Source organism: bacterium (assembly GCA_040755755.1).
Taxonomy (GTDB): Bacteria; SZUA-182; SZUA-182; order DTGQ01; family DTGQ01; genus DTGQ01.
On sequence record JBFLZW010000001.1, the window covers coordinates 247,021 to 270,263 of the forward strand.

At 53.2% G+C, this 23,243-nt stretch carries 20 protein-coding genes and 1 pseudogene; 1 reads left to right on the top strand and 20 read right to left on the bottom strand.

Features of this window, described 5'->3' with window-relative positions:
- Positions 1-18: 18 nt before the first annotated feature.
- Both AB1611_01090 and AB1611_01095 read right to left on the bottom strand, forming a co-directional pair.
- Complete coding sequence (locus AB1611_01090) at positions 19-1,326, bottom strand: FAD-dependent oxidoreductase (protein MEW6378179.1); 1,308 nt, start codon at positions 1,324-1,326, stop codon at positions 19-21.
- 44 nt (positions 1,327-1,370) lie between these two features.
- Positions 1,371-2,369 (bottom strand): MraY family glycosyltransferase, encoded by a 999-nt coding sequence (locus tag AB1611_01095; GenBank protein ID MEW6378180.1) that lies wholly within the window; start codon positions 2,367-2,369, stop codon positions 1,371-1,373.
- Between the two features lie 66 nt (positions 2,370-2,435).
- Here AB1611_01095 and AB1611_01100 point away from each other — a divergent pair, with 66 nt between their 5' ends.
- The gene (locus tag AB1611_01100; protein MEW6378181.1) at positions 2,436-2,738 is read left to right on the top strand and encodes a type II toxin-antitoxin system prevent-host-death family antitoxin; all 303 of its coding nucleotides are present in this window, start codon (positions 2,436-2,438) and stop codon (positions 2,736-2,738) included.
- A gap of 36 nt (positions 2,739-2,774) precedes the next feature.
- Here AB1611_01100 and AB1611_01105 read toward each other — a convergent pair whose 3' ends face one another.
- The 18 genes and pseudogenes from AB1611_01105 to AB1611_01190 form a co-directional block, all read right to left on the bottom strand.
- Positions 2,775-4,004, bottom strand: coding sequence for a site-specific DNA-methyltransferase (locus tag AB1611_01105; protein MEW6378182.1), 1,230 nt, complete (start codon positions 4,002-4,004; stop codon positions 2,775-2,777).
- Positions 4,001-4,627 (bottom strand): ApaLI family restriction endonuclease, encoded by a 627-nt coding sequence (locus AB1611_01110; protein MEW6378183.1) that lies wholly within the window; start codon positions 4,625-4,627, stop codon positions 4,001-4,003. Before AB1611_01110 ends, AB1611_01105 begins: the two co-directional genes overlap by 4 nt.
- A 111-nt stretch (positions 4,628-4,738) precedes the next feature.
- Positions 4,739-5,851 carry a glycosyltransferase gene (locus AB1611_01115; protein MEW6378184.1) on the bottom strand — a complete coding sequence of 371 codons (1,113 nt, stop codon included), beginning with the start codon at positions 5,849-5,851 and terminating at the stop codon, positions 4,739-4,741.
- Complete coding sequence (asnB, locus tag AB1611_01120) at positions 5,833-7,788, bottom strand: asparagine synthase (glutamine-hydrolyzing) (GenBank protein ID MEW6378185.1); 1,956 nt, start codon at positions 7,786-7,788, stop codon at positions 5,833-5,835. Before asnB ends, AB1611_01115 begins: the two co-directional genes overlap by 19 nt.
- A 286-nt stretch (positions 7,789-8,074) precedes the next feature.
- Entirely contained in the window at positions 8,075-9,226 is a 1,152-nt protein-coding gene (locus tag AB1611_01125) for a glycosyltransferase (protein MEW6378186.1), read from the bottom strand.
- A 286-nt stretch (positions 9,227-9,512) separates the two neighbouring features.
- Positions 9,513-9,959 carry a hypothetical protein gene (locus AB1611_01130; protein MEW6378187.1) on the bottom strand — a complete coding sequence of 149 codons (447 nt, stop codon included), beginning with the start codon at positions 9,957-9,959 and terminating at the stop codon, positions 9,513-9,515.
- Between the two features lie 177 nt (positions 9,960-10,136).
- Positions 10,137-10,935, bottom strand: a pseudogene (locus AB1611_01135) (transposase).
- A gap of 254 nt (positions 10,936-11,189) precedes the next feature.
- On the bottom strand, positions 11,190-12,872 hold the full coding sequence (locus tag AB1611_01140; protein ID MEW6378188.1) for a carbamoyltransferase C-terminal domain-containing protein: 1,683 nt from the start codon (positions 12,870-12,872) through the stop codon (positions 11,190-11,192).
- A complete protein-coding gene (locus tag AB1611_01145; GenBank protein MEW6378189.1) occupies positions 12,869-14,125 on the bottom strand; it encodes a glycosyltransferase family 4 protein in 1,257 nt (418 codons plus the stop codon). The genes AB1611_01140 and AB1611_01145 overlap by 4 nt, the downstream gene beginning before the upstream one ends.
- A gap of 120 nt (positions 14,126-14,245) precedes the next feature.
- Positions 14,246-15,121: a glycosyltransferase gene (locus AB1611_01150; GenBank protein ID MEW6378190.1), complete on the bottom strand. Its 876-nt coding sequence runs from the start codon at positions 15,119-15,121 to the stop codon at positions 14,246-14,248.
- Positions 15,118-16,275, bottom strand: coding sequence for a UDP-N-acetylglucosamine 2-epimerase (non-hydrolyzing) (gene wecB, locus AB1611_01155; protein MEW6378191.1), 1,158 nt, complete (start codon positions 16,273-16,275; stop codon positions 15,118-15,120). Before wecB ends, AB1611_01150 begins: the two co-directional genes overlap by 4 nt.
- Positions 16,269-17,306, bottom strand: a complete 1,038-nt coding sequence (locus tag AB1611_01160) for a polysaccharide pyruvyl transferase family protein (protein MEW6378192.1) — start codon at positions 17,304-17,306, stop codon at positions 16,269-16,271. Before AB1611_01160 ends, wecB begins: the two co-directional genes overlap by 7 nt.
- Positions 17,306-17,896 (bottom strand): class I SAM-dependent methyltransferase, encoded by a 591-nt coding sequence (locus AB1611_01165; GenBank protein ID MEW6378193.1) that lies wholly within the window; start codon positions 17,894-17,896, stop codon positions 17,306-17,308. Before AB1611_01165 ends, AB1611_01160 begins: the two co-directional genes overlap by 1 nt.
- Entirely contained in the window at positions 17,878-18,885 is a 1,008-nt protein-coding gene (locus AB1611_01170; protein ID MEW6378194.1) for a prenyltransferase/squalene oxidase repeat-containing protein, read from the bottom strand. Before AB1611_01170 ends, AB1611_01165 begins: the two co-directional genes overlap by 19 nt.
- Positions 18,860-19,849 carry a glycosyltransferase gene (locus tag AB1611_01175; GenBank protein MEW6378195.1) on the bottom strand — a complete coding sequence of 330 codons (990 nt, stop codon included), beginning with the start codon at positions 19,847-19,849 and terminating at the stop codon, positions 18,860-18,862. The genes AB1611_01170 and AB1611_01175 overlap by 26 nt, the downstream gene beginning before the upstream one ends.
- A 63-nt stretch (positions 19,850-19,912) precedes the next feature.
- Complete coding sequence (locus tag AB1611_01180; protein ID MEW6378196.1) at positions 19,913-21,043, bottom strand: radical SAM protein; 1,131 nt, start codon at positions 21,041-21,043, stop codon at positions 19,913-19,915.
- Entirely contained in the window at positions 21,036-22,319 is a 1,284-nt protein-coding gene (locus AB1611_01185) for an ABC transporter ATP-binding protein (protein ID MEW6378197.1), read from the bottom strand. Before AB1611_01185 ends, AB1611_01180 begins: the two co-directional genes overlap by 8 nt.
- 98 nt (positions 22,320-22,417) lie before the next feature.
- Positions 22,418-23,242, bottom strand: a complete 825-nt coding sequence (locus AB1611_01190) for an ABC transporter permease (protein MEW6378198.1) — start codon at positions 23,240-23,242, stop codon at positions 22,418-22,420.
- Between the last annotated feature and the right edge of the window lies 1 nt (position 23,243).

The window sequence follows — 23,243 nt, forward strand, 5'->3', positions numbered from 1 at the left end:
GAATGTCTTCGGGAAAGATTATGCGGCTACCAGGGCATTCACTGTCCTGGCCGTTTCCATCCCGGCTACAAGTGCCTGTCCCATCGAGGAATATTCCCATCCGCCGTAGCGGCCAACCGAGTGGATGTCCTGAGTCTGCAGATACTGCCGGATAACGGGCAGGGATTTCTGGCGGTGTGAATCGAAAGTTACATAAGCACAGGGAATATCGAGAAAAGAATGTGAAATGACCAGATCGCTTTCCCGCAGCAGGCCGCAGTCGATGAGTTTGGACAGCGTCAGTTTCAGCATCCTGTCAGGATCGATCTGCTCGCCGGGCAGGTGGGAAATTTCCACATAGAGTGAGCTGGACCCTGAAGGCGCTACTCCGGAAGAAAAATTGGTGGGGAAACCCACCCGGTAGAAGGGATATTCTGATTCCGGGAAATAAATCCAGTGCTGATCCGAGACTTTCTCGCGGGCTACACCGAGATTGAGACAAAATACCGAGGTGGAGCGCAGGTTTTCAGCCAGGGATTTTATCTGCGCCGGGGCATCGCTGATTATCCTGACAAGCTCCGGCAGAGGGATGGAAGAGATAAGCTGCTGGTAGCCGATTGATTCCCCATCCTGAAACCAGACCGCCTTTTTCCGGGTTTCGATCCTGACTGCTTCCATGCCGGTCCGGACCCTGTTAATCGAGGGCAAAAAACTCTTGCCGAGAACCTCTATCCCCCCCTCGGCAGGATAGTAAAAGGTCTGATTATAACCATATTCCTGCTCGTTCTGGTTAAAACAGCCCTTCACGACCTCCTCCAGATTGGGGACGGGAATCATGGACAAGGCCCAATCAAAGGTCATCTCCGCTGGATCGATCCGCCACATCTTCTGATTGTACGGCAAGAGAAAATGTCTGGCTATGCCCTGTCCGAAATTCCGGACTACCCAGTCTTTGAAGTTTTCCGGCGGCTGGGAAGTCGGAGATTGCTGATGAGTGCGTAAAAGCTCCAGCAGGCATTCGCAGATGACTTTCTGCGGCAGGCCGCTGAGATGGGCCTGAAACGGATACGGCAGATAGGTCTTATGAGTGTGAATACTGGCTTTCCGCTGATGGGAAACCCAGAAAATGTGGCCGATAGCTTCAATCAGATTCCTGATCCGGTTATCGTGAAAGTGAAGCAGATGGCCGGTGAAGTCAAAGGTAAAACCATCGCGGCAGACAGAGCGGCAAAGCCCTCCTGCCTCCTGCTCTTTTTCAAACAGCTCATATTCCTGCTTCAGATGATAGGCAGCGCTCAATCCGGTCAGACCTGCTCCAAGAATCACAACTTCAGTTTCATACGGCATACGATCCTCCCACATGCATTGCAAGGCTATGAGTTAAAAGTACTTCACATGGTCATATCAATCTTTTTCAAGAGATATCCAGCCAGAAGGAAGAAGGCGATGACGAGAAAGACAATCAGTCCGGCCCAGGCCGTCGTTACGCTGATCAGGATCAGGCTGCACACTCCCAGAACCACCGAAATCCCATAGGCCAGAAGAACGGTGGCCTGCTTGGATAAAGCCCACTTGCGCAGCCGGAGGGCAAAATGATCGTTGCTCCCTCTCAGGATCGACATGCCGCGGCGGTAGCGGATATAACTGACAAAGATCATCTCAAACAGCGGAACTCCCAGAATCATGAGGGGTGCAACCAATCCCAGGCTGGACCTTTCGGTATATCTGCCGATCATGGCCATGGCCCCCAGCAAAAGGCCCAGCAGGAGACTTCCGGCATCCCCCAGATAGATTTTGGCTGGGAAAAAATTATACCGCAAAAATCCCAGCAGGCTTCCGGCCAGAGCCAGAGTGGCTACGGCAATGGCCTGGTTATGATTCCACTGGGCAATGACAAAGAGAAAGAAACAGGAAACAAACGATACTCCTGCCGAGAGCCCATCCATGATATCGATCAGGTTCAGGGCATTGGTCATGCCGACCAGCCAGAAGAAGGTCAAAGGAATGCTGATCCACTCAGGGATAAAGGACAGCCGGATCATGATCCCGCATTTGATCATGGCCAGGGCTGCAATCACCTCCCCCATGAGTTTCACCTCAGGCGGCAGGTTCCCCACATCGTCAATAATGCCCAGCATGACCACAATGCTCCCCCCAAGGAGCAGCCCCATGACCTGGGGATCGAAGTCCGAAAAGGTGAGGGCCAGAGAAAAGAGAAAGGAGATAAACACCGCTACACCCCCAAGGTAGGGAATCGCGGTCTCCTGATTCTTCAGCTTTCCATCGGGCCGGTCAACAATATTGAGCTTGATCGCCCCCGTCCGGATGAGCGGCGTGATATGCCATGATAGAGCCAGGGCAATGACAAAGGAAAGAATGGCGGAGAGCATTGACGCACCTATATTAATTGACGCACCTATGGCAAATGGACTATAGTATAAAGGGAGGTGATAATTATGAGTAATGATAACGATGTCTATGATGTAGCAGCAGCAGGGGCAAAATTATCTGCTCTTATCAGCGAGGTTGAGCATCAGCAGAAGAAAGTGTTTATTACCCGGCAGGGGAAAAATATTGCCGTCATTATACCGTTTGAGGAATTCATCAATCAGCAAAGCAGGGAGCAGGCAAAAAATGGCTTTTGCCTGGCTCAGGGTGATTTGGCGGATATGAATACGGAAGATTTTGACAGGTTTCTCGACGATATCTATCAGGCACGGGAAGAAGCCTTCGAGAGGAAGGTTGATATTGATATGTAGTAAGAGTATGTGCGTTGGAATTTTTTGCCCGGCCTGTCATCCTGAGAGGGCTGTGAGATGGTCCAGTGCAACATCTTTTTTGAGTTGCCTGATGAGCTTTTTGATTGTCTTGGCTGTTGAATCAATAACAATTACTTCAGGAGGAATCGAGAACTCAAAGTAGAGTTTAAAATCCTCCTGCGTGGCAATGAGGATCATCGCAGAAGCATGTTTGGTCTTTGAAGCTTCATACAGTGAGCAGGCAGCTTCTACCAGTGATTCATTCCGCCGTTGTACTCTGACCGGAACCGGTCCCCCTCTATATTCAATCTTGAGGAGGGCATCTATCCCCTTATTCCTGTGGACAGGAGTAATATCCAGTCCGTAAAGGTGAGCAAGGGCATACTCGCTCACATTCTCGTATGCATCCCTGCCAGCCTGAAGAAGATAAGAATTCGTTTTTATTGGATTGTTCAGGCGATCCCTGGTAATTTGAATCGCATCGGTGGAGATATCTATCCCTATTGAATTGCGTTCAAGCAATTGAGCTGCCACGAGGGTGGTTCCGCTGCCGCAGAAAGGATCGAGTACCACATCCCCACGGTCTGTTACCAGTTCGATGATTCTTTCGAGCAGAAGGATGGGTTTTTGGGTTGGGTATCCGGTTCTTTCCGCTGCTTTTGGATTTAAAAATGGGATATCCCATACATCACCCAGAGGAACACCTTTCTTAAAACCATTCGGTATGGTTTTCCCCTGTGCATCCCTGGCATAAACCGCTTTTCCAAAGCTATCCCGCCGCCTCCGTTGAAGAATCTGGTCAACATTAGTGGCGGAGGAGTAATCCTGGAGTATCTCGTTGAATTTATAATTCTCTGTTTTTGAATAAAATAAAATATTCTGATGGCAGGGCAATAAATTTTTTTGAGAATTCGACCATCTGCGGTAATACCAGATAATCTCTGCCCGAAACATCTGGGGGCCAAAAATTTTATCTAATAAGAATCGCGCAATATATGAGGCATTCCGGTCGCAATGGAAAAAAATTGAACCGGAAGGACGAAGTAGCCGGTGCAATCGTTGCAGGCATTTATGGATAAACTCTTCGTAGGCATCAAGAGATTCCCAGGTATCAGAAAATTGGAACTCCTTTGTTCTATCTCTCGTGCCCAGTTTTTGTATTTTTTGGGTAAAAAATGGTGGGTCTAAATAGACAAGGTCTATACTTTCATCCAAAATATTTTTCAAAACCTCTAAACAATCACCTGGATATACTTCGGCTTTCATTTTATCTCTAACTTCTCTTCTGCGAGTTGTTCTAATATATGCTTAAAATCCACGTTTGTTCGATTGAGAACATACTCCCATGCAGCATCACCAAAATAGTAGTGACCACCCAGCCCATGATAGAGTGTTCTTAGGGTTTGTTGGATCCTCATCGCCTGTTTTCTATTGGGATAGCAAAACATGACCCTTACAGGAATATATCCTGCTTGAGCTACAGCCTTTAGGCGAGTATGTTCTTTGGTAATGTGATCTCCATCTGTGGTTGCATCACGCCACTTGATTTCTATAGCGTCATGGCCAATAACACAATCTATCTGAAAAGTCTTTGGACGCTGCCCCTCTGTATTGGGAATTTTTATCGATCCTGAATCAGGGTACTTGTATTTAAAGCACAACCTTGCTGCTTCTTCAAGGAATGAACCTGCATACTTATACAGGAAACGACCTTTGTTCTGATATAGATCAATAAGCCTTCCTTCCTCATCCGTAACCCCCAGAACTCTATATATAAGCAAATGAGATACATCATCATTGTCCATATCCTGAATACGCTGATCAATTCGGGCTTTTAACTCCTCAGCATACCGCTTCGCCAACTCTCCGATATCATCTTTAATACTCATTTCTGACCTTCTATGCAAGCTTTCCTGCTCTCACCTCGCAGGCTTTGTATCCCTCAATCTTGTTTACCATATTACAAAATAGCCACTGGAATTACAAGGGGAAAGTAGCCTTCACCCCTCATACAGCCTCTCAATCTGTTCAACAGTCTTCCGAAAGGAAAACTGATTCCGCACCCGCAGTCTCCCTGCTTCGCCGAGCTTTCTGGCAAGGGCAGGGTCTTGGATCAGGGTTGATATCGCCCTGGCCAGTTCCCGAGGAGAGTGGTCTGGCACCAGGATGCCGGTCTGGTTGTGGAGTACGATTTCCGGCACTCCCCCTACCCGTGTGGCCACCACCGGAATTCCAAACGACATGGCTTCCAGCACTGACATCGGAAGCCCTTCTTCCCTGGAGGGAAGAACAAAAAGGTCAAAGGTCTGGAGCAGAGAATCAACATCATTCCGAAAACCGAGGAAAAGAATCCGGGACCTGACCCCAAGCCTTTCAGCCAGTGCCTCAAGGGGCTTTCTCTCCGGTCCATCCCCAGCCAGGATGATCCGGAAATTGCCGCTGCCCAGTTCCAGGGCAGCGGCAGCCCGCACCAGGTCTTCCACTCCCTTGTCTGGATGCAGCCGGGCCACACAGCCGATAATCTGCTCATGTACAGATAATCCAAGGTTGCACTTCAGCCGAAGGATATCCTCCGGGTTAGCGCCCCGCTTCGTATCGACACCGCTGTAAATCACCCGGATCCTGGCCGGGTGAATCCGCTCCCGGACCTGGAGCTGTCTGGCCACAGCCTCGGAAACAGCCAGGGTATACCGGCTTAAAGGGGCCGTGATCCGGTCCAGCCACACAGCCACGGGGTGCTTATGCCGGGTCAGGCCGCGCTCCGAAGATATGATGAGAGGAACACCGGCCAGGGTCCCGGCTATCCGGCTCAAGATATTGGCCCGGTACAAAAAAGCATGGACGCAAGTATACTCTCCCTTCCTGATGAGGCAGGTCAGGCGGATAAGCCCCAGGAGGCAGCAAGCCGGAGTCATCCAGTTGACCTCTTCCGGCATGTTGAGGCTGTAGACCGGAATGCCCCGCTCCCGCAGACGCTGGGCGTAATAGCCTGTCTTTTTCAGGCTGCACACTTCCGGCTGAAAGCGGGAAGCATCCAGATGAGTAACCAGTTGAAACAGGAAGTTTTCAGTTCCGCCAATATGGGAAGAGGTAATCACGAAGAGAATGCGCATGGTTTTAGAAGGGAATAGGCCATGGCCTCATCTTCTCCGGTTACCCGGTCATCGATGAACATCCGGTGCCACAGCTCCAGCACCAGCAGGGCCCAGAGGCGGTAGCTGTGGTCCTTTGTCCCGCTGACGTGGCTGTCCAGAAGGTGCCTGACGGCCTTGCGGTCGAAGTAGCCGCGCTGAATACATCGCGGGTCCAGGAGAAGATCATAGGCCATCTCCCGCAGGTCCTTCCGGAGCCACTGGTCAACCGGCACTCCGAATCCCATTTTGGGGCGATATAGAATCTCTCGGGGAAGAAGTCCGCGAAAGGCTTTCTTCAGCAGAAACTTGGTCTGCAACCCTCGCAGTTTCAGGTTGATTGGCAGGGAAGCGGCAAACTCGATCAGCTTGTGGTCCAAAAACGGGGACCGGGCTTCCAGAGAATTAGCCATGGTAGCCACATCCACCTTGACCATCAGATCATCCGGCAGGTAGGAGTGCATATCGAGGTACAGGGTCCGGTCAAGATGGGTATTTCCCCGCGCCTGGCGGTACAGCCTGGCCAGGAGGTCTATCGAGTCCAGATTTCGAAAGCGATCCCGCCAGTCCTCCGAGTACAGGAGCTCCTTCCCCTCATTGTCGAAGTAGCAGATCCAGCGGGCATATCGGCGCTCAGGAGCATCGCCTGCGGCAGCCAGAAACCGCTTCAGCCTGCGGGTAAAGCTCTTGTACCTGGTCCCTCCGGGCAAAATCCTGGCCAGTTGAGGACAGGATTTGCGGGAAATGAACCGGGGGAAAAAGTCCATAGGGGCAGCCATGCGCTCGGCCAGATGGCGCTCATACCCGGCAAAAGACTCGTCTCCACCATCACCGTTCAGGACAACCGCTACCTTCTGACGGGTAAACCGGGCCAGGTAAAACGTGGGAATGGCCGAGGAATCGGCAAAGGGTTCATTGTAATACCAGATCAATCTGGGCAGAATCTCTATCGCTTTTGGCCGGACGATGAATTCCTGATGGTTTGTCTGATACTGCCGGGCAATCCGCCGGGCATAAGGCAGTTCATCATAAGCCTGCTCGCTGAATCCGATGGAAAAGGTCTGGACCGGCTGGTGAAGCAGGTGGCACATTACGGCCACCGTGGCACTGGAATCAAGGCCGCCACTCAGAAAAGCGCCCAGCGGCACATCACTCCGGAGCCTGATCCGCACCGCCTCCTTGAAAACCTCCAGGAACTGCTCCTCATAAGCCTGCTGGGTCGGCAAAACCAGTTTCTGCTGATAATCAAGGTCCCAGTAGCGGCGGACCTTCACATCCCCCCTCTGCACGGTCAGGATATGACCGGGCGGCAGTTTGGCAATGCCCCGGAAAATGGACCGGGGGGCCGGAACATATCCATAGGTCAAAAAGTGATGAATGGATTCAAGGTCCACCTCCCGTGGAATATCCGTATCCTGAAGAATGGATTTTATTTCCGAAGCAAAGAGGATTCTCTCATTGGTCAGGGAAAAAAAGAGGGGTTTTTTCCCTACTCTGTCCCTGGCCAGCAGGAGGCGCTGCTCGCGGCTGTCCCAGATGGCAAAGGCAAACATGCCCCGCAGGCGGCAGACGCAATCCACCCCAAATTCCTCGTAGAGGTGCAGGATGACTTCGGTATCCGTGGCTGACCGGAACCTGTGGTCCAGATGTTCCATGTCCTCCCGAAGTTCCCGGTAGTTGTAGATTTCGCCATTGAAGACGATCCAGCAGGACCGATCCTCATTGGCCATGGGCTGATGACCGGCGGGACCAAGGCCAATGATGCTGAGCCTTCGGTGCCCCAGGCCGGCATTACCCTGCACCCATACTCCCTCGTCGTCAGGCCCCCGGTGCTGCAGAATCCGGGTCATGCGACCGATAAGGTGAGGATCTGCCTGCTTGTGGTGATCAAAGTTTATTTGTCCGCAAATGCCGCACATGTGGCTTGGGGTCGGACCAAAGCATCATATTGTTTTATTTATGATAGACATCCTAAAAGTAGGTGTTTTCATGTCTTAGAAGGCCATTTTGGGGGACAAAATCATTACTGTAAGGTCTCTGTGGTTCCCGAAGCTCATACCCATCATTTGTCTCTCCCAGTGCGCCCTGCGGCCTTAATCCAGGCTTTGTCTGTATTTGTTCCTTCATTTTCTTAGAAGGTGAAATTTTAACCCAAAATTGCCCTTCTAAGGCCAGAATTGAATGGCTATTTTGGGATTACCTATTTTAATACCATATACTTACCGTGGTCCGACCCCGCAGCCAAGCAGCCATCCGGGCACCGGCTTTTTCCGAGGAATAGCAATCGACAGCACGCGCGCGGGCAGCCTGGCCCATCCGCTCCCGCAGCTCCCGGTCATGGATCAGAGTTAAAAGCCGTGATCGCCACTCATCCTGAGTCTTGACCACAAATCCTACAACGCCATCGATGATAATCTCCCGGTTTGCTCCCACATCAGAGCAAATGACCGGTATTCCCACAGCCAGGTATTGAAGAAGCTTGATGCTGAACTTTCCCCTGGCCCAGGGCGAATCCTGGAGAGGGCAAAGGGCGATATCCATCTGCTGCAGGGCATCTATCTCCCTGTCCTGCTGCCAGGGCAGGTAATGGACACCGATCCTCTGTATTTCCGCTGGCGGCGGGGAGCCGGACTGGATAAGAATCTCGATCCCGGTATCCACGGTATCCTGCTTTATTTCGCCGAGCACCCCTGCAAGTTGAACCAGGTCCGGATAATTCCAGGGACCGCCTGCCCAGCCTACGGTTATCTTCTCCTTCTGCCCGGTTCCCCTGTCTTTCTGCCGGTCCACGCTATTTTCCCGCCTGTCCGCACTGGCCGGGACAAAACGATGAGTATCAATTGACAGGGGAAAAAGAGAAACCGAAAAGTTGAACCGCCTGGCGTATTCTGCCAGGTACTCGTGAGAGACGATCACCCGGTCAGCCATCCGGATGATTTCCCGGATCTTGTGCTCTATGGGCTTGCCCAGATGAGTTCTGGCCAGCCAGAGAGCATCGTCGAAATAAAAGATCATGCACCGGGAACGGGCCCGGAACAATCTTTCCAGCCAGGCGGTAGTATGGTTTTCGTCAAGATCACGATGGACAAAAACGATATCGTACCGGCCAGCCCTCCACAGGTCGAAAAATCGCACCAGCAGCGAGAACGGATAGCAGATCAGGCAATAGACCGCGATCCGGAAAACCCGGTAATTCAGGCACGGCAGATTGATCAGGCCATACTTTGGCGGCCTCCGATGGGCAATGGCACAGCGGATGCCCGTGCGCTCAAGATACGGAATGAGCGAACAGACAGCAAACCGTGCGGAAGGGCTGTCCTTCCCCTCGGTCAGAAATAAGATGGATGGAGATTTCAAGGGTAGTGGTCAGGGTACAGACGTTCTCCATCTTGTATAGGGGCCTCCCTTACTCTCCTCTTCCTAGAGGGGGGAGAGCTTTCCCTCCACTCCCCCCCTTGAGGGGGGAGGCTGGGTGTGGGGGTGATGGTTATTACCACCCTCCCCATCGAAAAACAGGGAGCCCCTCTGACAAGAAAATGGGGAACATCTGGTTAGTCTGAGCTGTGATTGGCAGTTAGCGGGCTGTTGCCAGTATTTATATGGTCAGTAGTTCGTCCTTTGAATTACCAGGTTTTTACTTCCTTCATTCTTCTCCAAGAGATTCCAGGTCTGCGAGGTCTCTCTTTCTTCCTGTCTCCCGCTTGTTTAAAACGAGCTGCTCACGCCCAATATAATGAACTGGAATATCCCCATACTTTCCTTCTACCCGTCCAGCAAGGGCGTACTCCCATGATACCCCAGTAAGAGAAGTTATAATATCTACTCGGACCGGAGGGACCCCAAGCTGAACAACCTTGTCCGGGCTTTCAAAGTCTGATGGCGTTAATCCGATAGACCCGAAACCAAATTCATCAAGAGCTGCCAGAACTCGCTGAGCATTCACTGCATCAGGCTGAACAAGGATATCCAAATCACCGGTATAGCGCGGGACTCCATGAAAGGCTAAGGCATAACCTCCCACGATCATGTACTCAACGTGGTGTTCGTTGAATAACGCGAGCAGTTCTTTGAAGTCCGGGTAAATTTCCATGACGTTGCCTTCGTAAATAGTCTACCGCTGCCACCCGTTCTTCGGGTGTTTTACTGAGCCAGTAGGCTAAATCCTCCTTCGCGGAGGAAGAATCTTTCAGGCTCATTTTCTTTACAACTTTCTGGATCATAGTTTTGGGATCCGGATCTCCGGGTCGGACCAAGAGAACATATTGTTTTATTTACGATAGATGTTCCAATAATAGGTATTTTCATGTCTTAGAAGGCTATTTTGGGGGGTAAAATCGCTGCTGTAAGAAATCTGCTGAGGTTCCCGAAGCTCATAGCCATCATTTGTCTCTCTCGAAGTGCGCCCAGCGGCCTTAGTTCCAAGCTTTGCCTGCACATCCTCCACAAACTGCCTGCTGCCAACGGCGAGGCTGTCCGTCCATTTACTTTCCCGCGTTATCTGCCCGGCTGAGAGAGCATAGTCAACCTGGCTGCGATACAGCTCCTTCAGCTCATCCCTGCTTCCACAGTTGAGCAAACCCATTAAGCACTGGCAATCTATCAGTGTTATACCTTTGTCGAGGACTCTGTATCTCACTGTATCCGCTGAAGGGCCATTCTGAAGGGTGCCTGACGACGCCAGCTCTTACCATATTCATAGCAATATAGATCATGCAGTGCAGGAGGTGAGTATCACACTCTATGGCTGTCGCATGGTAGCGATCCTCCCAGTATGCCCCTTTACGATCTTTCCTTTGATTATACTCCTGGGCCGTCCGCCCGGCTATGAGCTGCATCGTTTTGGGTATTGCCTCACGGCAGCCGCCATCCATCACCAGCAGGTGGATGTGATTGGAGGTCACTATGTAGTTCAATATCTGGACTCCATAGCGCTTTTTTGACTCAAACAGCCACTTGAGCCAACTTCGCCGATCGTGAGCAAACTTTAGCAGGAACTCTCTCTCATGGCACCTGTGGGTAATATGCCAGATATAACCTGGCAGATAATGCCTGTTTGCTCTTGGCATTCTTCACATCCCACCCTCTCTCTTCCTTCATTTTTCTTAGAAGGTTGATTTTTAACTCAAAATTGCCATTCTAAGGCCAAAACTGAGTGTCTATTTTGGGATTATCTATTTTAATACCATATACTTACCGTGGTCCGACCCGGTAGTCCGGTAGTCGGGTAAATTATAGCATCCCAGATAAAAATGAGCAACTTCACCACACTGGATTCAGGTTCATAATATATTAGCCATCAGATTTATTCTTTATCGCCGCCTCACTTCTCCAGCACGAAATTCCCCAGAAACAGCGCATCCAGGCCGGTATCGAAAAAGCAGCGTATTGCTTCTCTCGGATGATTAATGATCGGCTCTCCCTTGATATTGAAGGAGGTGTTGAGGAGGATATATTCACCAGTGAGTTTGCCAAACTCGTGGATCAATTCCCAGTACAGGGGGTTTGCTTCCTTTCGCACCATCTGGGGCCGGACCGTGCCGTCGACATGGACCACAGCCGGGATACGGTCTCTTTTTTCCGGTTTGACATCAAACGAGGTGATCATGAAGTATTCGTCCCGAAAGTCTTGCAGGTATTCTCCCGCCTTTTCCCAGAGGAGGGAGGGACAGAAGGGGCGAAAGCTCTCCCGAAACTTTACCCGCTGGTTGATGATATCTTTATTTTCGGCCTTTAAGGGGCTCATCAGGATGGATCGGTTCCCCAGCGCACGCGGGCCGCTCTCCATCCTGCCCTGAAACCAGCCGATGATCTTGTTCTCGGCCAGAAGGCTTGCGGCCACCTGGCCCGGGTCTTTCACGAAGGTGTAATTGAGCTTTCGCTCTTTCAGGAGCTGTTCGATTTCCTGGTTGGAAAATTCCGGTCCGAAGGAGAGGCGGTCGAAACTTGTTCCCTGAAATTCCCGGTATTGATAATATACATACAGTGCCGCGCCCAGGGCGAGCCCTGAATCACCACAGTTGGGAAAGATGTGCTGCTCCTCGATCAGGTCTGCCCGTTCGTTCCAGATCCGCTGATTCAGCTTGACATTCAGGAACACCCCGCCGGAGAAGGCCAGCCGCCTGCACTGCTCTTTTTCCGCCCAGCCGAAAATGTACTGCTTCAGGCAATCCTCGAGCTTATATTGGGCTTCGGCAGCGATGTTTTCCCGGCCAAATCCTGCCGCCAGGCGCTCAACTTCGTAGGCTTCGTCGAAATGAAACTGCGTGGAGCCGTTTTCAACCCAATAGTAGGCCGGACCAAGCCTGGTGGGCCGGATCAGGCTGGTTCCCCGGAATTGCGGGAAAAGCCAGTCCAGAGCACCGGCACACCGCGAGCGATCCCCATAGGGGGCCAGACCCATGGTCTTTCCTTCACCGTCTCCGTGCCACCAGTGGAGGGCCTCGGTCACGATGCTGTAGGCCCAGCCTATGGATGCCTCCCGGTAGAGCTGCTCCAGGGGCATTATTCTGTTTCCCTCACCCAGCCAGACCGCGGTCGAAACCTCATCCCCCGCGCCATCCACGGTGAAGATCAGGCATTTTGTGTTCGCTGGCCGGGTAAAGTAGGCTGAGGCTGCATGGGCCAGGTGATGTTCGACGTTGATCAGCTTTCCCTCATTCCAGAGCCTGAAGTCCGGAAAATAGAGAGGAACCTGAAGGCATTCGGAAGGAATGCCAAAGCCCAGAAAATCCATCACCATATGCCGCAGGGGGGAGCTTTTATCGATTCCCAGCACCACCCGAAGGTCTTTCGGGGTCCTTTTCCAGGGGAAGGCGATATAATCCACCTCATTGATATTTTTGAGACCGGCTGCCGACAGGCAATAGCTCATGGCCTGCGTTGGCACATGGTTACAATGCTTGAGCCGGGTAAATCTTTCCTCAGCCGCATCAGCCAGAATTTCTCCATCCCGTAGTATAGCCGCGCTGGAATCGTGACCGCAATGAATGCCAAGGACGATCATTGGCCTTCCTCCCTTCCTTTGTGGTTATATCGATTGACTACATCCTGATATATCCGGAGCAGATTATCAGCCACCGCTTCAGGGTTATTGATCCGTTGCGCCGTGGTCCTGGCTGCCTGGGAAAGCCGGGCAACCAGGTTATCATCGGTCAATACCTGCTCCAGTGATTCGGCCAGAACCGCAGCATCTCCCCGGGGAAACATCAGGCAGGTTTTATCATGCTCAGCCAGGGAAAAAAGCCCTCCGACAAACGGGGCCACGACCGGGGTTCCCACCAGCATGGCCTCCTGCAGGCTGTTTGAGCTGTTTTCAAGATGAGAGGCTATGGCCAGAACCCGGACCATCGATAATACTTCAGCCAGTTGTCCTGCATCCTTGAAGCCGCAAAAAAGGACTTTATCCTGCAAGCCCAGTTGCTGTACTTTTCTTCTTAAAAAAGCTCCATAACCCTTGTGCGGAAAAGATCCATAGATGGAAAGGGTAACTTCAGGAATTTTCCGGCTGAGCAGGGAAACCGCCTCCACAAGGCAATCGACCCCTTTATATGCAGAGCAGGAGGAAACACAGGCAATGGTTGCTGGCCGTGCCGACTCAAGCGACCACTCCACCTCGGAGAATTCTTTTCTCATCACCTCATGGCTTTGATAATAGACATATTCACCATTTCCAGCCAGGCTCATTAAGTGGCTTTTATCCCAGAGAGTCCGACCGATAAAGAAGCGGTTCATACGGAATATCCTGCGCTCGGTTTTAGTCTTCCTTTTCACTATCAGGTAGGATTTCATGATTCCCGGCGAGCGGAGGATATCCTTCCAGCCCATGCTGCCGAAATACACCTTAACCAGGGCGGACAGGATACCCTGAAGGGAAACCACTACGGGTTTATCAACCAGCCCGGCGATGAGCCCGTAGAACTCTTCAGTCCCATGCACATGGATAAGATCGGGATTGAACTCCTCGACGACCCCCAGACAGTCAGTCAGTTCTTTCCCGTACGATTGCAGATACTCGCAGATCCTCGATTTGGGAAAACAGAAGTAGGTGACCCCATCGAAATCGAATCTCCGGGATTCTGAAATCCCTGCAATGGCACAGGCAATACCAAGATGATTCTCCGTGCCTGGCCGGAATTCCGGAAAGTTGATCAGGGCCTCCTTTAAAGCAGGCATCCAGCAGCCCATGTAATCTCCCGCAAGCCCCAGGTGCCGGACCATCTCCGGGAACGGGGTGTTAACGAGCCAGAGAATTCTCATTTTTTAAGAATTCAGGAGTCAGGAGTCAGAATTCAGGAGTCAGGAGTCAGGAGTCAGAATTCAGAATAAAGACTTTCTTTTCTCCTGACTTCTGTCTTCTGTCTCCTGACTCCTATTGCCTTACCAGCCATTTTCCTTCCACATCATCCGTGCCGCGCGCCCAAGGCCATGCGGGCCGAACAGGGCCAGAGGCTCCCTGAGAGCCGCCTGGCTCAGCCAGCGCAGTGCCTCCCAAGGCGCACCATTGACCCATGCTTCGTAAGCCAGAGAAAGGCAGGTTTCAGCCAGGCACCTGCTGCTGATTCCCGGAAGGCGGGAAAGCCAGATGCGCTGAACGCGCCATTTTGCCCGCCAGACCTGGTGAAGGTGCCTGCCGGTCAGCGACCGGCTGTGTCTGCGGTAGAAATAGAGGGGCAGGTTGAGCGGCTTCATGGTGAAGCGGCCAAGCACCCGCAGCCAGTACTCGTAATCCTCAGCCAGAGCGCACTCCGGATTATAACAGCCCAGGACCTCATAGACCCGGCGGTGATAGAGAAAACAGGCCCCGACACCGTTTCCGACCAGCATCCGTTCAGGCGGCGGTACCGGCACGGATTGCAGCACATGACCATATTCATCGACCAGCGAGTAGTCGGCATAGACAAAATCAACCGCCGGATGCGCCTCCAGAAAGCGCACCATACACTCCAGGGCTTCGGGAGCATAGAAGTTATCATCCGAGGTCCAGGTCAAGAGACCACCCGCAGCCTGCGCAAAGCCAGCATTCAATGCCCGTGCCAGCCCCTGGTTGGCGGGCAGGCTGATCCGGGTAAGGCGCTCGTCCCGATATTCCCTGATGATCGCTTCCGTGCTGTCCGTCGATCCATCGTTAACGATAATCAGCTCCAGATGAGCATAGGTCTGATCCAGACAGGACTGGATAGCCTGACGAAGGTACCGGCGTCCATTGTGCGTAGGCAGAACAATGCTGACCAGTTTTCCCTGCCGAGTGTTCATGATGGTGTCTCTGTTCGGACTTTGATTTCGGTATGCACCCTGGTATGCTCAAGGAGAATCGAGACGATTCTGGCAGCAGCCCTGCCGTCACCATAGGGATTTCGCCGGGCAGCCATAGCCGTACGGGCAGCCGGATCACGCAGGATGCGTCCTGCTTCGGCCACAATCCTTTCCTGCCGCGTACCCACCAGCCGGACCGCACCGGCCTCGACACCTTCAGGCCGCTCGGTTTTATCCCGCATCAAAAGGACCGGCACGCCAAAACTGGGGGCCTCCTCCTGGATGCCGCCCGAGTCAGTGAGGATCAGCGATGACCGCTTCATCAGATGAACCAGGGAGAGATAGTCCAGCGGCTCGAGCAGGCTGAGGTTCGCCACCCCCGACAGGATATCCTGGACAGGCTGGCGCACATTCGGATTCAAGTGCACCGGATAGACGAAGTGTACGCCGTCATCGGCAAACATTCCGGCCAGTTGACGGACAGCCAGGCACAATTGCCGCAAAGGCTCACCAAAGCTCTCCCTCCGGTGAGCAGTGATCAGGACGAGCCTTCCTTTGCGCGGCAAGGCAGCCAGGGGGCCGCAGGACCAGTCATACTCTCTGGCCGCCACTTCGAGCAGGGCATCGATTACCGTATTGCCGGTAACGAAGATATTCCGGGCAGGGCAGCCTTCAGCCAAAAGCGCCCGCCGGGCAAACTCGGTCGGAGCAAAGTGGATATCAGCCAGAAGGTCTGCCAGCCTGCGGTTGATCTCTTCGGGAAAGGGCTGGCAGCGGTCCTGAGTCCTTAAGCCCGCCTCGATGTGGCCGAATCTGACCCGGTGGTAAAAGGCCACCAGACCCGCTACCAGCACGGTGGTCGTGTCCCCCTGCGCCAGGACCCAGTCAGGCCGGACCTCCCGGATAACCGGATCAAGCCCGGCGCAAAGGTCTGCGGTCAGGCAGGACAGGGACTGGTCCGGTCTCATCAGGTTCAGATCGTAATCAGGCCGCAGTGAGAACAGCTCCAGCACCTGATCGAGCATCTGCCGGTGCTGAGCGGTGACGCAGAGCACTGAGTGAAAATATTCCGGATACCGCGCCAGTGCCTGAATCACCGGAGCCATTTTGATGGCTTCGGGGCGGGTGCCCACAATGCTCAGAATGGTCAACATGGAACACAACACCGAACGGCGGCAGTGGCCACATTATTGAATATGGCCCTCATGATCGCATGGATCTCCTGCCTGCTCTTTTCCCGGAAATCGAGCAGATTCTCCCTGATTCCGGAATATTCTTTTTTCAGGTACCCAATGCCTGGCGCCAATTCTGCAAGGTTGAACAAATCAATGGATAGCTGCTCCATACCTGCCGCCTTGCAGAATTCTGCATTCTTGGGCTGATACGACAGCGAAAGAAAAGGAATCCCCATCTGGCAGGCAAAGATCAGAGAATGCAGCCGCATTCCCGCAAAGTAGCGGCAGGGGAGGTAGGAATCGGGTGAAAACACATCATCCACCTCGTCAAAAAATGGCCTTAAAAACTCTGAATCCGTTTCCCCACCAGCCTCGGTGTACAAAGGAACCGGAACCAGCCGGGAAAAGTTATCTTGCAATATCTTCACAATCCCCTCTGGCTTCCATTTCTGGAGGGGGTAAATCCGCTCCAGAATGGGAAAGCGATGGTTGAGGCGCTGCATCCAGCGGTCATACCGCCCGCCGTGCTCACCTCTCCAGTATGGCCACGGTCTGAGATTTACACCGCAGGTGTCAGATGAGACCGGATCGATGATTTCAAAAGGGTAGAGGAAGCTCACATCAGGGCCGACGATGACCTTGAAGTGACAGCCAAAGAGTTTCCGGCTCGCCTCATCCCTGACCAGGATGAATTCCGCCCTGTCCTTGATTACTTCGATGAGTCTCAGGTTATCCGAGTGGCAAGCCTCGACGCTGATACCCACACACCCAAACCGTGCTTTCAGGCGTTCGATCAGAGGGGCATAAATGCCAAATCCCCGCAGGATCAGTCCGCCTCCCCCGAAAAGGACATAGTCGCAGCGGTTTAAGTCCTCGATTCTGGCCAAGGCATCGTCAAGCCCTGCTGTAACGAGAAAATCGCTCCCGCCAAAGAATTGCCGGAGGCAAAAGAGCATTCGCTCATCACCGGCATTTTCATGCCCGTACCAGCCGATGAGTCCAAGGCGCATCACTGCTCTCCATAGGTCCAGAGCATGTCAAAGGGCATATCGATAACCGCTCCTTCTACCCTGCCGGAAAACACCCGGTTATACAGTGAGTAGAAAATCTGGGGAACCGCAGCCACCGGGTACTCTCTGGAGCCCTCCACCCCCGGAACCATGTCGGGCTTCCCCCCCTCTGTCCTCTTCAGTCCGCTGTCCGTATCAGGGTAAAAGAGGAGGAGCCTGTCAGCCAGCCTGCGGGCATGGCTGATCAGCCTGACCTTGCCATCATCGTCGAAACACTGAACCAGACCACTGTTCCAGATCAGGTCATAGCGGCGCGAGTGAGAGAAGAAATCCTCCACCAGCAGGTCCGCCGTCAATCCATACCGGCGAAAGTTTCTGGCAGCCTGAAGAATCGGCTCCTCACGCACATCGAGAAGAGTGATCCGGTATCCTTTTCGAGCCAGCCTGAATGAAATGTGCCCGGTGGAACTGCCCGCTTCCAGGATAGAAAATCCCTGATCGAGGAACTTCACCAGGATCTGATAAAAAGCCTGGCTGGTTTTGCTCCACTCGTAGGGACTGTGCCACCTTTTCAGCCACAATCCGACCATAGCCGCTCCAGTTGACAGAAATACTTTGTCCCCCAGGAATTGATTTCGGTGTGAACATGATGATCGAGATTCCCTTCGGCATCCGCATATTGAAACAATCCGCCGCTGTCATGACGGGACTGAACGCCCCTGGCCCAGGCCAGGATTTGGCCTGATTCCTCCTTAAAGCCGGCCTTGAAAAGAAGCATGGCCATCTGAACGCTTCCGGAAACATATGCATAGGGCAATTCGGGAGAATAGGCTAAAAATCCGCTGGGGTGAAGCCGGGGGAGGATTTTATCTTTCAGTTGATCGCGGACAAACTCCATTTCTCCGATCGCCGCCAAACCTTCCAGGCAGTAAGCCATGGGATGAGTCAGGTGAATCGTGCAATTTCTCCGGCCAAAGAGAGCCAGTTTTTCCGCCGCCAGCCGGTACCGTGCCTCACCGCTCAATTCACTGAGCAGGAGCAGTCCCTCGATATTTTTAACCTGAATAGGGGAGAGGGACGTTCCCCAGGTTCCGGTTTTTTCCGCATACCGTGCCCTGGCGCGAAGATCATAGACCGGAAACATGCTGCCATCGGGCAGTTGCATGCTGCACACGAACCCGGCACATGCAATTGCCCTGTCAAGATAGCTCTCTGTGCCTGTCCGTTTGTACAGGCTCACCAGGCCGTGCATGATCTGTGCGGTGTCAAACGTATAGAGCATGTGCCGGTTGGAGAAGCTGGGAAAGCCTCCGCACGGATCCTGTATCCTGATCAGCCGCGCCGCAGCTTCCAGGATTTGAGCCGGAACATCGCCATTGCGGGCTTCATCGGCGAAATAGCTGAGCAGGTATCCGGTAACCTCCGGATAGGGTTTGACCCATCTGCGGCTTGTAACATCATACGAATGGGCCAGCCCGCTCCGGATGCAGGAAAGCAGGAATTTTTCAGCGGATGCGATCGAGCTTCTCGCTTCCCCGGGCACGATCCGGTTCTTAATTTCTGCTGTGCACGATATCATCAAGGACCCTCTGCCATCGGCTCTGCCACGTGTGCTCTGCCAGACACCTCTGGTATGAGTTTTGGGCCATCCATGCTCTCAGGTGCTCTTTTTCCCGATACCAGGATATGATCTGCGGCAATTCACTAGCCCGCAGGTATCCGGCCAGTTCCAGGCCGTACCTGAAATACTGCTCCATTTCAGGGAAAACCTGGCTGATCAGGAGCGTCCGGCAGGCTGCTGCCTCAAAAATCCCCACCTTGACATTCGTATAACCGGCACCGGTTTGAGAGAAAGAAAGATACATTCTGCCTGAGTTAATTGCCCGGACATGATCCTCTCCATGAACCGGGAGAATGCCGCTTCCCCATCCCTTTCCAAAGAGCCCGACGGAGAAGCGTCTTTCGAGCGCTTCTACGATCTTTATCCGGTCAGGACGGGCATGCCCGACTATTACCAGGTCAAACTTCTTTTCAACCTCCGGCAGCGGCCTGTGCAACCTGGGTGAGGCAGCGAAAGGCAGATGATGGATATGGACATCGTGGCTTCCTGTGCCGCTCTTGCCATATTGGTTCTCAAGGGAAAAAGCCGAATTGGTATAGTACAGATCATACAGGTGTGCGTAAATCCTCCCATGATAGGGAAAAACATCAGGATCTGACAGCGAAATACCGATGCAGGTTACCTGCTCTTTTCGAAGGAGCCTGATCGTTTCCGGATCAAGGGACAGTCCGCCGGAATTGACGATGACAAAATCAGCCCGGTGCTCATGAACAATAGATAGAACCCGTTCATGATCAAGCCATTTGACCGGGTTTTTCGGGTTTACCCGGCCATCTTCCCGGTACCAGTTGCCTGGTCCCGAGCCATCGTAAATGCCGGGATCGACAATTTTCAGGTCGCAGAGCTGGGCAAGCTCATGGGCCATGAGAAAGACCACATCGTTTTCTCCCATCCAGTAGCTTCCAAAGTGAATTCCTCTCATGGTCAGTGGTCAGTGGTCAGTAAAGACAGTTGCCGGCGGCCAGTATTTCGTGGGTGCTTCAGGCTATGCACTAATCAGTTCACCCTTTGGTACTGGTACCCCGCAACCCTTCACCCGGGAATCCATGAAGTTCCATACTTCCTGAGAAACCGAGTCCCTGGTAAAAAAGGACCTGGAATGGGTATCGACCGCAAGTTCGGGGATCAGTCCCCAGCACAGGTAGCTTGCGCACACGCAGTCACGGAAGGGGCAGGTGCCGATAGGTTCAAACCGGATCGGTGATTCCGGATCGGCGAAGATATTGCCTGTAGCCCAGCCCTGGCCATTCCGAAGTTTCCTCATGGCCTGATCATAAACCTGAAATGGAGAAAGCCACTTCCACCACCATCCCGGCCAGCCGCTGTTGCCCCAGCATTTTGAATAGCTTCCGGACCCAAGATCGACATTTATGGAGTATTCTCCAGCATGGCAGATTTCGGTTCTTTTCTGCCCGTAAATTCGCTTTTGCAGCTCCCACTGCCTGAAATCACAGGTTTCCTTAACCAGTGCATCCTTTTCCGGAGAATAGGAACCTGATGTTATGGCCCCCTGCTTATCATATCGCCTGGTCATTCCGGCGACGGGCAATAAACCGATCTCTTCCCGGCAGCGTTCGCTTATTTCCCGAAGATACGGAAGATAAGCATCCGAGATGCAGAGGAATAAGGCTATCGATATCCCGGCGGATTTGAGCATCCGTAAATTGTCAAAATAGATATCCAGCGCCTTTTTCTGCTTGAGCTCCAGGTAGTGCAGCGAGGCGTCGAGCTCAAGTCTCGATCTCAGGTCGGGCGGAAAGTCGCAGAATTTTCTGATGACCGGGGTCAGGGTCATATTGGTCGTATAGGAGACCACATGGCCATGAGATAACATCCCGTGCGTAAAATCGATGATTCCCTCCCAGAGGAGGGTCTCCCCCGATGAGGCTGCTCCGAAGAATATCGGCCCGCCGAATCTCGCAGGTTCAAAGCACCTGATCATATGATCGACCGGGTAGGCAAATTCCCCCTTTTTCCCCTTGTGAGAGCCTACATAGCAGTAAGCGCAGTCCAGATTGCAGATGCTGCCGGGGATCCCTGCCCAAACGATTTTGCTCGGTCCCATTCCTCCTGGTTCTTTATCCATATTTTTCGTATCCCTTGGTCCTTTATCCATGATTTATCCTCTCCAGCTTCCAGTCGAAGTTTCCGAGAACACAGCCATAGCGCCAGGCATCCTTGATATTTCTCAGCCTTGATCCCGTGTCTACAATCATGAAACTGACTGCATCCTGATGAAAATCCTCTTTGGAAACAGCAGGGATGTGGGCTTCAACCAGGATTTTATAGCCGTCAGGCACCAGAAAATTACCGGGAACACGCAGGCTGCACAGGTATTTCCCGGGCTCAAGCGCAATGATGCTGCCATCGTTTGAATCCGAAAGATTGGTAAAGCAGACTCTCGATCCGTGAACGCTTTCGATCAGTACGCCAATGTCAACATCACGGACAGGAACACGAACCTCTATGGCCAGGTTGATCAGAAAAGGGTGCTTGACATCGAACTCGGAGAGAACCCTGCCGTCGCAGGACGAAACCCATATCCGCCGGAAGCCGACCCTGGCTGTCTTAGGCGGCTCAAGGATGGTGTCGGAGCCTGAAGCATCCGAACTGGTGAGATAGCTCTGAACAACCGGTTCCGTTTCCCCGATCTGCCGGATATGCCCTGCATCCAGCCAGATACAGCGGGGGCACAGGCTGCTGATGGCTCCCATATTGTGACTGACAAACAGCACGGTTCTGCCGCCCCTGGCCACATCGTTCATCTTGCCCAGGCATTTTTTCTGAAAGGCCGCATCCCCGACTGCCAGAACCTCATCCACCAGCAGGATCTCGGGCTCAAGGTGGGCGGCCACGGCAAAGGCCAGCCGCACGTACATGCCGCTCGAATAGCGCTTGACCGGCGTGTCGAGGAATTTCTCAATTTCGGCAAAGGCCACTATCTCATCGAACCTGGACCTGATCTCAACCCTGCTCATGCCCAGGATGGCCCCGTTCATGAAGATATTCTCCCGGCCGGTAAGTTCGGGATGAAAGCCGGTGCCAACCTCAAGAAGACTTGCCACCCGGCCCCGCAGCCGGATTTCACCTTCGGTCGGCTCGGTGATCCGGCTCAGGATTTTCAGCAGGGTGCTTTTCCCGGCACCATTGCGGCCAATAATGCCGATGACCTCACCCTGCCGGACGTCAAAAGAGATATCCCGCAAGGCCCAAAATTCCCTGACAGGACCGCTGCTGCTGCTGTTCGACCACCTGGCCTTGCCGCCGCTGAAGGGTGCCTTGAAAAAATCGGCTACTGTGTCGCGCAGCGTCTTGTACCGCGGCCTTGCGTGACTCATCCCCAGCCGGTATCGCTTGCCGATGCCGCATACTGAAATAATGGGCTTACTCATGGGAAGAATACTTACTGCTCTTCACTGACCACTGGCCACTGACCACTCTCTTCTGGCTTCTGACTCCTGGCTCCTGACTCCTGACTCCTGACTCCTGTTTAGATGACATCGGCAAAAGTCTTCTCCATCCTCCTGAAGTAGGCCGCACCGCTCACCATGAGCAGGAGGGTCACCAGCGAGGACAGGACCAGCCCTGGCAGATAGAGAGAGACTTTTTGCCCCAGCAGGCACCAGCGGAATCCGTCAATCGCGCCCACCATCGGATTCATCGAGTAGAGCAGCCGCCACTTCTCCGGCACAACACTGCTGCTGAAGCCAACGGGCGAAATATAGAGGCCGGCCTGCACCAGGAAAGGCACGACATAGCGCACATCCCGGTACTCGACATTCAGGGCGCACAGCCAGAGTCCACAGCCGATGGAAGTCCCAAGGGCCAAAAGGAAAAAGAACCCCAGCCAGAGCACGGCCAGGCCGGGCACAATCCGGTACCAGACCATCATGCCGATCAGAACGGCCAGCGAGATGAGAAAGTCAGCCAGTCCTGACAGGACCGCGGACAGGGGAATGATGAGCCGGGGGAAGTAGACCTTGGAAACCAGGCTGGCATTGGCGATCAGGGAACTGCTGCTTTCAGTCAGGGTATTGGCCAGAAACTGCCACGGCAGCAGGGCCGTAAAGGTCAGGACCGGATACGGAACACCATCGGATGGCAGGCGGGCGATCCGGCCAAAGATGACCGAGAATACGACCATAGTCAGGAGGGGCCGGATAAAAGCCCAGGCAATGCCGACTGCCGTCTGTTTGTAGCGGACCAGGATATCGCGCCAGGCCAGAAAGCCGAAAAGCTCGCGGTACTCCCAAAGCTCCGCCCAGTCAATCCCGACCCAGCCTGATGAAGGCTTAATGATGCGTTCTCCGGCAATC